This window comes from Corynebacterium sp. MSK006 (genome assembly GCF_030232385.1).
GTDB lineage: Bacteria > Actinomycetota > Actinomycetes > Mycobacteriales > Mycobacteriaceae > Corynebacterium > Corynebacterium frankenforstense_A.
In genome coordinates, this window is the sequence record NZ_JASPJZ010000030.1 from 1 (window position 1) to 8,282 (window position 8,282).

7 protein-coding genes are annotated in these 8,282 nt (G+C 72.3%); all 7 read right to left on the bottom strand.

Annotated elements, in window-relative coordinates; all coding sequences use genetic code 11:
* On the bottom strand, positions 1 to 945 hold a 945-nt coding region (locus QQA02_RS11505; RefSeq protein WP_502870998.1), incomplete at its 3' end, for a protein kinase domain-containing protein.
* A 50-nt stretch (positions 946 to 995) separates the two neighbouring features.
* Positions 996 to 2,534, bottom strand: coding sequence for a serine/threonine-protein kinase (locus QQA02_RS11510; protein WP_284864344.1), 1,539 nt, complete (start codon positions 2,532 to 2,534; stop codon positions 996 to 998).
* A 130-nt stretch (positions 2,535 to 2,664) separates the two neighbouring features.
* Positions 2,665 to 4,110: a penicillin-binding transpeptidase domain-containing protein gene (locus QQA02_RS11515; RefSeq protein ID WP_284864345.1), complete on the bottom strand. Its 1,446-nt coding sequence runs from the start codon at positions 4,108 to 4,110 to the stop codon at positions 2,665 to 2,667.
* Positions 4,111 to 5,505 (bottom strand): FtsW/RodA/SpoVE family cell cycle protein, encoded by a 1,395-nt coding sequence (locus QQA02_RS11520; protein WP_502870999.1) that lies wholly within the window; start codon positions 5,503 to 5,505, stop codon positions 4,111 to 4,113.
* A 35-nt stretch (positions 5,506 to 5,540) separates the two neighbouring features.
* Complete coding sequence (locus QQA02_RS11525) at positions 5,541 to 7,229, bottom strand: PP2C family protein-serine/threonine phosphatase (RefSeq protein ID WP_284864347.1); 1,689 nt, start codon at positions 7,227 to 7,229, stop codon at positions 5,541 to 5,543.
* Complete coding sequence (locus tag QQA02_RS11530; RefSeq protein WP_284773774.1) at positions 7,226 to 7,696, bottom strand: FHA domain-containing protein FhaB/FipA; 471 nt, start codon at positions 7,694 to 7,696, stop codon at positions 7,226 to 7,228. Before QQA02_RS11530 ends, QQA02_RS11525 begins: the two co-directional genes overlap by 4 nt.
* A 159-nt stretch (positions 7,697 to 7,855) precedes the next feature.
* Positions 7,856 to 8,282: FHA domain-containing protein (locus QQA02_RS11535; RefSeq protein ID WP_284864348.1), on the bottom strand; the 427-nt coding region annotated here is incomplete at its 5' end.

Sequence of the window (8,282 nt, forward strand, 5' to 3'; positions counted from 1 at the left end):
GCCTTCGGCCACGGGCGCGGGGCGCTGCGCGGCGTGGGCGCCGCCGGCGGCCATGACGGTGGTCGCCGCCTGATTGCCGACGTCCCGTCGGTCGCCGTCGGCGTAGCCGTCGCCGCCGGCGGCCGGGCTGACGTGGCTGCGGGCGGCCTGGGTGACCGCGCCGCGGGAGAGCAGCTCCAGCTCGGAGGCCAGCTCGTCGGCATTCTGGTAGCGGTCGGCCGGGTGCTTGGCGATCGCGGTGAGGATCACCGAGTCGACGTTGACCGCCTCGGTCGGCGTCAGGTCCGCGATGTGGTGCGACGGCGGGACCGGGTCCTCCTGAACGTGCTGGTAGGCCACCGCGAAGGGGGTCTCGCCCTGGAAGGGCGGGCGGCCGGTGACCAGCTCGTAGAAGACGCAGCCGAGCGCGTAGATGTCGCTGCGCCCGTCGGCGGGCTTGCCGCGGGCCTGCTCGGGCGAGAGGTACTGGGCGGTGCCGATGACCGCGGAGGTCTGCGTCATCGCCGAGGTCGAGTCGTCGAGCGCGCGGGCGATTCCGAAGTCCATCACTTTCACCTGGCCGGTGTTGGTGATCATGATGTTGGCCGGCTTGATGTCGCGGTGGACGATGCCGGCCTCGTGGCTGGCGGTCAGCGCGCGGCAGGCGGGCTCGAGGATGCGGGCGGCCTCGGCCGGGCGCATCGGCCCGTCGGCGTGCAGGATTTCGCGGAGGGTGCGCCCGAAGACGCGCTCCATGACGATGTAGGGCACGCCCAGGCCGTCGATCTCGGCCTCGCCGGTGTCGTAGACGGCGACGATGGCCGGGTGGTTCAGCCGCCCGGAGTTCTGCGCCTCGCGGCGGAAGCGCTCCCGGAAGTTGAGGTCCCGGGCCATCTCGGGGCGCAGCATCTTCACGGCCACGCCGCGGCCGAGCAGCGTGTCCTCGGCCGCGAAGACCTCGGACATGCCGCCGGTGCCGATGACGTCACCGAGTTCGTAACGGTCCGCGATCAGCGTCACAGCGCACCTCCGGTGCCGGTGGTGCCGCGGGTGCCCGCGCCGGTGTCGGCGGCGCCGTTTCTGGGGTTGAGCAGGTCGTTGAGGCCCTCCTCGATCTCGGAGGTGTCCGGCAGCGTGGGCATCTCCCCGCCGTCCTGGGTCGGCTGGGTCGGCTGCTCCGGCTGGCTGGGCGGCTCGGGCAGCGGCTCGCGGGAGGTCTCCCGGTCGCGGTGCGTGGTCTCGCGCTCCGGGGTGTCCTCCTCCTCGGTCTCCGGCTCGCGGTGGGTGGTGGTCAGCACCTCGGGCTCCTCCGAGGAGGTCACCGTCTCGGTGACGATGGTCTCCTCCTGTGTGGTCGGTGTGGTCGTCCCCCCGCGGCCGATGAGGCCGTCGAGGAGGCCGGAGGCGGCGGCGAGCACGCCGACGCCCAGGGCCAGCGCGATGACCAGCGCGATGAGCAGGCCGGTGCCGAAGCCGCCGCCCTCCTTCCTCCGCTTGGGCGGCCGGGTGTCCCGCGGCGCGGGGCGGTGGCGGACGGGCCCGGCGGCGACGTCGGCGCGCCGGGGTCCGGGCGCCTGCGGGCGCACGGTGGTCGGCTGGGCGACGGAGGCCAGCGCCTCGGTCGTCGCCGTCGGCGAGGGCTCGGGGGCCCGGCCGGCGAGCCCGGCGGACTTCGGCTGGGGCGGGTACTCGCCGCGGCGCACCGCGGAGACCGCCAGTGCCAGCTCGTCGCCGTCGGCGTAGCGGCCGGCGGGGTCCTTGCGCAGCGCGGTGGTCACCAGCTCGCGGGTCTGCGGGCTGACGTAGTTCGGCAGCGCCGGGACGGGGTTGTTGATGTGGGCGAGCACCACCGACACCGAGGAGTCCCCGGTGAAGGGGCGCCGGCCCGAGAGGGTCTCGTAGGCGACCACGCCGAGCGAGTAGACGTCGCTGGCGGCGGTGACCTCCTTGCCCTGCGCCTGCTCCGGGGAGACGTACTGGGCGGTGCCGACGACCATGCCGGTGCGCGTCAGCGGGACGGCCTCGGCGGCCTTGGCGATGCCGAAGTCGGCGATCTTGGTCGCCCCGTCCTCGGTGACCATGAGGTTGCCGGGCTTGATGTCGCGGTGGACCAGGCCCTTGCGGTGGATGACGGCCAGGCCGTGGGCGGCCTGCTCGAGCACGTCGAGGGTCAGCGACTCCTCGAGGCTGCCCTCGCGGGCGAGCAGGTCGGCCAGCGACTCGCCGCGCACGTACTCCATGACGATGAAGCAGAAGACGGTGCCCGAGGGGTCGGGCACCTCGCGGTAGTCGAAGGTGCGCACCACGTTGTCGGAGTCGAGGGACTCCGCGGCGGCGGCCTCGTTGCGGAACCGGGAGAGGAACTCCGGCGCGTTGGAGAACTCCGGGCGCAGCGCCTTGACGGCCACCTCGCGGGGGTTGTCCGGGTCGGTGTGGTCCACGGCCAGCCAGACGGTGGACATGCCGCCGCGGCCGATGATCCAGCGCAGCTCGTAGTCCTCGCCGATCAGCCGCTGGGCGCGACCGCGGCCCTCGACGTCGTCGTGCTCGGTCATCGTCGCGCTCCCTTCCGTGTCGTGCCTGTCGTGCCTGTCGTTCTTCCGGTGCCGGTGGTGGTCGTGGAGCCTGTCGTGGCTGCGGTGGCTGCCGTTACCGGTCTGGGTCCCATTGTGGTCACCTCACGCCCTACCGCGTCGCCCGCAGCGCGGCGTCGAGCACCGCGCGTCCGATCGGGGAGGCGATCTTGCCGCCGGTGGCACCGACGCCCTCGCCGCCGCCGTTCTTGACCACCACGGCCACGGCGACGTCGGCGTCCTCGCTCGGGGAGAACGCGACGTACCAGGTGTGCGGCGGGGTGCTCTCGTCGCCGTGCTCCGCGGTGCCGGTCTTGGAGGCGATGTCCGCGCCCGTGGCGCCGTAGGTGTTGCGCTCGGAGTCGCGCATCAGGTCGGTGACCTGCGCGGCGACCTCCTCGGGGATGGCCTGGTTGAGCTTCTTGTCGCCGATCTTCTTGACCTCGCTGAGGTCCGGGGCGGTGATGCGGCTGACCACGTGCGGGCTCATGCGCGCGCCGTCGTTGGCCACGGTGCCGGCCATCACGGCGGCCTGCAGCGCGGTCATCGCCACGTCGCGCTGGCCGATCGCGGACTGGCCCAGCGCGGCCTCGTCGGGCAGGTCGCCCACGCCGCCGGCGGCCTGCTCGAGGCCGAGGTCGTAGGTCTCGCCGACGCCGAAGGCCTTGGCGGTCTCGGCGAACTTCTCGGCGCCGACGGCCTCGCCGACCTGGACGAAGGCGGTGTTGCAGGACAGTTTGAACGCGGTGCGCAGGCTGACGTCGCCGCCGCCGGCGCAGGGCTGGCCGGCGTAGTTGGTCAGCGTGGTCTCGGTGTTGGGCAGCGTGATCGACGGCGCGCCGGTCACGGTGCTCTCCGGGGTGAAGTCGCCCTCGAGTGCGGCCGAGGTGGTGATGATCTTGAAGATCGAGCCGGGCGGCAGCGTCTCCTGGGTGGCGTGGTTGAGCAGGGGCTTGCCCTCGTCGGCCTGCAGCTGCTCCCAGGCGGCCCCGGAGGTGTCCGGGTCCGTGTCGGAGACGGCGTTGGGGTCGTAGGACGGTGTCGAGGCCATGGCGAGCACCTCGCCGGTCGAGGGCCTCAGCGCCACGACCGAGCCCTCGTAGCCCTTGTCGGCCAGCTCGTGGTAGGCGACCTGCTGGACCTCGGGCAGAAGCGTCAGCTCGACGTTGTTGCCGGCCGCGACGTTGCCGCTCAGCTTGTCCAGCCACTGGCCGGCGCCGACCTCGGTGCCGTTGAGCACCCCGTTGTAGGACTGCTCGACGCCGGTGGCGCCGAAGCGGTCCGAGAGGTAGCCGGTCACGTGCGAGAACTCGACCGGGTCGGTCGGGTAGGAGCGGTGGTACAGGCCGGCCTCGTCGGGTGCCGAGGCCGCCAGGACCTGCCCGCCGGCCGAGATCTGGCCGCGCGGGATCTCCTTGGTCTGCAGGAACTCGCGCTTGTTCAGCGGGTTGTGGGCCAGCTCGTCCTCGCGGAAGACCTGGATGTAGCTCAGGTTGACCAGCAGCACCGCGACGAGCAGCAGCGCGAAGACGGCGACCCAGCGGATGGCGCGGTTCATCTAGCGCACCTCCCTGAACTGGGCGAACGTCCCGGTTTCGGGGCCGCTTGACGACGTCGTGCTCTGCAGCGCGGTCTCTTTCTTACGGTTGTCGCCGGCCGCCGCCACGGCCGGCGCCGCGGCGCCGGCGGGTGCGCTCTCGCGTCGGCGCGCGGCGTCGGAAATTCGGAGCAGCAGTCCCAGCAGGATGTAGTTCGCCATCAGCGAGGAGCCGCCGGCGGACATGAACGGGGTGGTCAGGCCGGTCATCGGCAGCAGGGCTGTGATGCCGCCGACCACGACGAAGATCTGCACGGCGATGGTCAGCGAGAGCCCGGAGGCGACCAGCTTGCCGTAGGAGTCGCGCGCGGACAGCGCGGCGCGGAAGCCGCGGGTGACCAGGACGGCGAAGAGGATGATCACGGCGGACAGGCCGATCAGGCCGAACTCCTCGCCGACGGCGGAGAGGATGAAGTCGGACCAGACGACCGGGATGATCTCGGCGGAGTAGCCCTCGCCGAGGCCGGTGCCGGTCACCCCGCCCCAGGACAGGCCGAACAGCGACTCGGAGAGTTGGTAGCCGGTGGAGTCGTAGCTGGCCAGGGGGTCGATGAAGTTGGCCACGCGCTCCTGGATCTTCGAGGAGACCAGGTAGACCGCGGTGCCGCCGACGGCGACGAGCACGCCGCCGATGATCAGCCAGCTGACCCGCCCGGTGGACAGGAACATCATGCCCAGCACGGTGGCGAAGAGCAGCAGGGCCGGGCCGAAGTCGTTGGAGACGGCCATGATCACGATGGCGACGGCCCACACCGTCAGGATGGGTGCGAGGTCGCGCAGGCGGGGGAACTCCATGCCCAGGAAGCGGTAGCCCGCGACGTTGAAGAGCGCGCGCTTGGTGGCCAGCAGCTGGGCGAAGAAGAGCAGCAGCAGGATCTTGGAGAACTCGCCGGGCTGCACGGAGAACGGACCGATGGAGATCCAGATGCGCGCGTCGGCGTTCATGGACGTCGGCCAGACCAGCGGCAGGGCCAGCAGGATCAGGCCGAGCAGGCCCAGCAGGTAGGAGTAGCGGCTGAGTGCCCGGTGGTCGCGCACGATGACGAGCACGGCGACGAGCATGGCCACGCCGACCATGGTCCACAGCACCTGGCGGTTGACCATGGTGAAGTCGCGGGCGATGTCGATGCGGTAGATGGTCACCAGGCCCAGTCCGTTGAGCAGGGCGACGATCGGCAGCATGATCTGGTCGGCGTCCTTGGCCACCAGGCACAGGGTCAGGTGGGCGACGGTGAAGATCGCGACGTAGCCGCCGATGACCCACAAAAGCTCGGTGGTCAGGGTGTTGCCCTGGGAGAGCTCGAGGTTGACGAGCATGACCGCGATGATCACGGCGGAGGCGATGAGCAGGCCCATCTCCGTGCGCCGCGAGAGCAGGTTCTTCAGTGCGTTCACCGGCCGGCCTCCCGGCAGTCGACGCCCGGACGGCCGAGCGCGCCGTCCTCGCCGGCCTTCTCCCCGGAGTCGGCGTGCTTGTCGCCGCCGTCGGCGGTGCCGGAGTTCTGGGCGTCCTTGTCCGCGACGGCCTTGTCGGCCCCGTCCCTGGCGTCCTTGGCGTCCTTGCCGGCGTCCGCGGCCTTCTCGCCGGCCGGGCGGGTCACGCAGACGGGCAGGGCCTCGTCGCCGAGGCGGCGCAGCTGGCCGTTGACCTCGTCGTAGCTGCCCGAGGGCAGCGCGTCGACCTGCGAGCGGGTGGACTCGGGGAGGTCCTGCAGGGCGAACGGGCGGCAGTCCGAGCCGCCGGCGTCCGCGTCCGCGGCCACCAGGGTCACGGTGCCGTCCTCGGCCAGGCAGGCCGCCTGGTGCGGGTTGTGCAGGTCGCGGCCGAAGACGGAGTAGTCCAGGCCGCGCTCAACGAGCAGGCGGCCGGTGTCGTCCGCGGTGATGAAGTAGGTGCCGCGGGCCTTGTCCACGGCCCACCAGCCGCCGGCGATGAGCACGATCGCCACCACCAGGGCGGTGATCAGGGCGCCCCAGCGCACCCCGCGGCGGGAGTCGTCGCGGTCCGCGTCTGAGTCGGTGTCCTCGTCGTCCTCGCCCTCGGGGGCGTCCCCGTGGGCGTCGCGGCGTGCACCGGCGCCGGTCCGGGCCTCGGCCCCGCGGTCGCCCGCGGCTGCGCCTGCTGCGCCGGCCGCGCCGGCACCTGCTGCACCGGCGCCTGCGACGGCGCGCCGGGAGCTCTCGCCGCGTCCGTCCGCATCTCGGCGGGCGCCGCTTGCGGCGCCCGCCCCCGCGGGACGGTTGAGCGCCGCGGCACGGCCGGCCGGGGTCTCCGGGTGGGTCTGGTAGTCCTCCTCGCCGAGCAGCGCACCGGCGACGGCGGGGGTAACCGGCAACGTCGCACGCGCGGCGTCGTCAATCGAATCGTCGGAGACGATGTCCGCGATCACCACGGTGACGTTGTCCGGGCCGCCCGAGCGCAGCGCGAGTTCGATGAGGCGCTGCGCGGCGTGCTCGGGCGAGCCCTCGGCGAGGGCGTCGCGGATCGTCTCGGGGCTGACCGGGTCGGACAGCCCGTCCGAGCACAGCAGCCAGCGGTCGCCCTCGCGCGCCTCCAGCGAGGTCAGCGTCGGGTCGACGGGCGCGCCCGTGTAGGCCTTGAGGATCAGCGAGCGCTGCGGGTGCGTCGAGACGTCCTCGGGGGCGAGCTTGCCCTCCTGGACCAGCGACTGGACGTAGGTGTCGTCGACGGTGATCTGCTCGAGCTCGCCGTCGCGCAGCCGGTAGCCGCGCGAGTCGCCGACGTGGCACATGGCCAGCTCGGAGCCGTTGAACAGCAGGGCCGTCAGCGTGGTGCCCATGCCCTGGTGGTCCGGGTGCTCGCCGACCTCGTTCGCGATGGCGTGGTTGGCGTCGTCGGCGACGCCTCCGAGCAGGGCGAGCATGTCGTTGTCGCCCGGGTCGGCGTCGAGGACCTCCAGGTGGCTGATCATCACCGAGGAGGCGACCTCGCCGGCGGCGTGGCCGCCCATGCCGTCGGCCAGCGCCAGCAGGTTCGGACCGGCGTAGGCGGAGTCCTCGTTGTTGCCGCGGACCAGGCCCCGGTCCGAGGCCACGGTGTAGTTAAGTCGCAGGGTCACGGGACCAACCTCACTGTCGTACGGCCGACACGGATGTCCGTGTCGGTGCCCACCCGCTCGGGCTGATCGATGCGCACGCCGGCGACGTAGGTGCCGTTGCGCGAGTCCAGGTCCTCGATGAACCAGTCCGAGCCGCGCCGGAACAGGCGCGCGTGGCGCCCGGAGGCGAAGTCGTCGCCGAGGACGAAGTCACACTGGTTGTTCCGGCCGAGGACGATGTCGCTGACCCCGGTCAGCTCCATGTGCGAGCCCTTCAGCGGGCCCTCGACGATCGCGATGCGGTGCGCCTGGGCACGCGGGCCCTGGCCACGGGAGCCGCGGGTGCGCTTGCGGCCCGCGCCGTTGCGGGCGGCGCCGCCGGCGACGGCGGCGGTGTCACGCCGCATGGCGCGCAGCGCGAGGAAGATGAACAGCCACAACAGCACCAGCAGGCCGATGCGGAAGCCCGTGAGAACGAGCGAGTCCATGTGTGGAGCCTCCTTTGCGGTGGTCGCGCTGCACGCGTGCCACCCGGGTCAGGGTCAGTCCGTCTGTGAAAGTCTGTGTTCGTCGGTCCGTGCGTTCCTGTCGGTCGCGTCGCGGTCCTGTCGGTCGCCGGACGTCGGGGGAAGCCCGGGCGCGCCGCCTCAGTTTCCGGGGCGGACGATCCTGACCTCGATTCGGGAATGTCCCATCGTAATCACGTCGCCGTCGTCGAGCAGCCAGTTGTCCACGGGGGTGTCGTTGACCGTGGTGCCGTTGGTCGACTTCAGGTCGGTGAGCACCGCGTCGTGGCCGTTCCAGGACAGCTCGGCGTGCTCGCGGGAGACACCGGTGTCCGGCAGGCGGAAGTCCGCGGTGGTGGAGCGGCCGAGGATATTGGAGCCCTCGTGGACGTGGTAGGTCCGCGAGGAGCCGTCCTGCAGCAGCAGGGAGACCGTCGCGGTCGCGGCGGCCGGCTGCGCCGGCTCAGAGCGGGCGGCGGAGTCCGTGGGCTCCTCGCGCCAGCGGCCGGCGGTGCTGGCCGAGGCCCCGGAGGAGCCGGCCTGGTCGGCGGGGGCGGCGGCTGCGGCC

What these genes read in the sequence shown, in the direction of transcription:
- QQA02_RS11515 (WP_284864345.1), bottom strand. Translation starts at nt 4,110, where the DNA reads ATGAACCGCGCCATCCGCTGGGTCGCCGTCTTCGCGCTGCTGCTCGTC.
- QQA02_RS11520 (WP_502870999.1), bottom strand. Translation starts at nt 5,505, where the DNA reads ATGGGCCTGCTCATCGCCTCCGCCGTGATCATCGCGGTCATGCTCGTC.
- QQA02_RS11530 (WP_284773774.1), bottom strand. Translation starts at nt 7,696, where the DNA reads ATGGACTCGCTCGTTCTCACGGGCTTCCGCATCGGCCTGCTGGTGCTG.
- QQA02_RS11510 (WP_284864344.1), bottom strand. Translation starts at nt 2,534, where the DNA reads ATGACCGAGCACGACGACGTCGAGGGCCGCGGTCGCGCCCAGCGGCTG.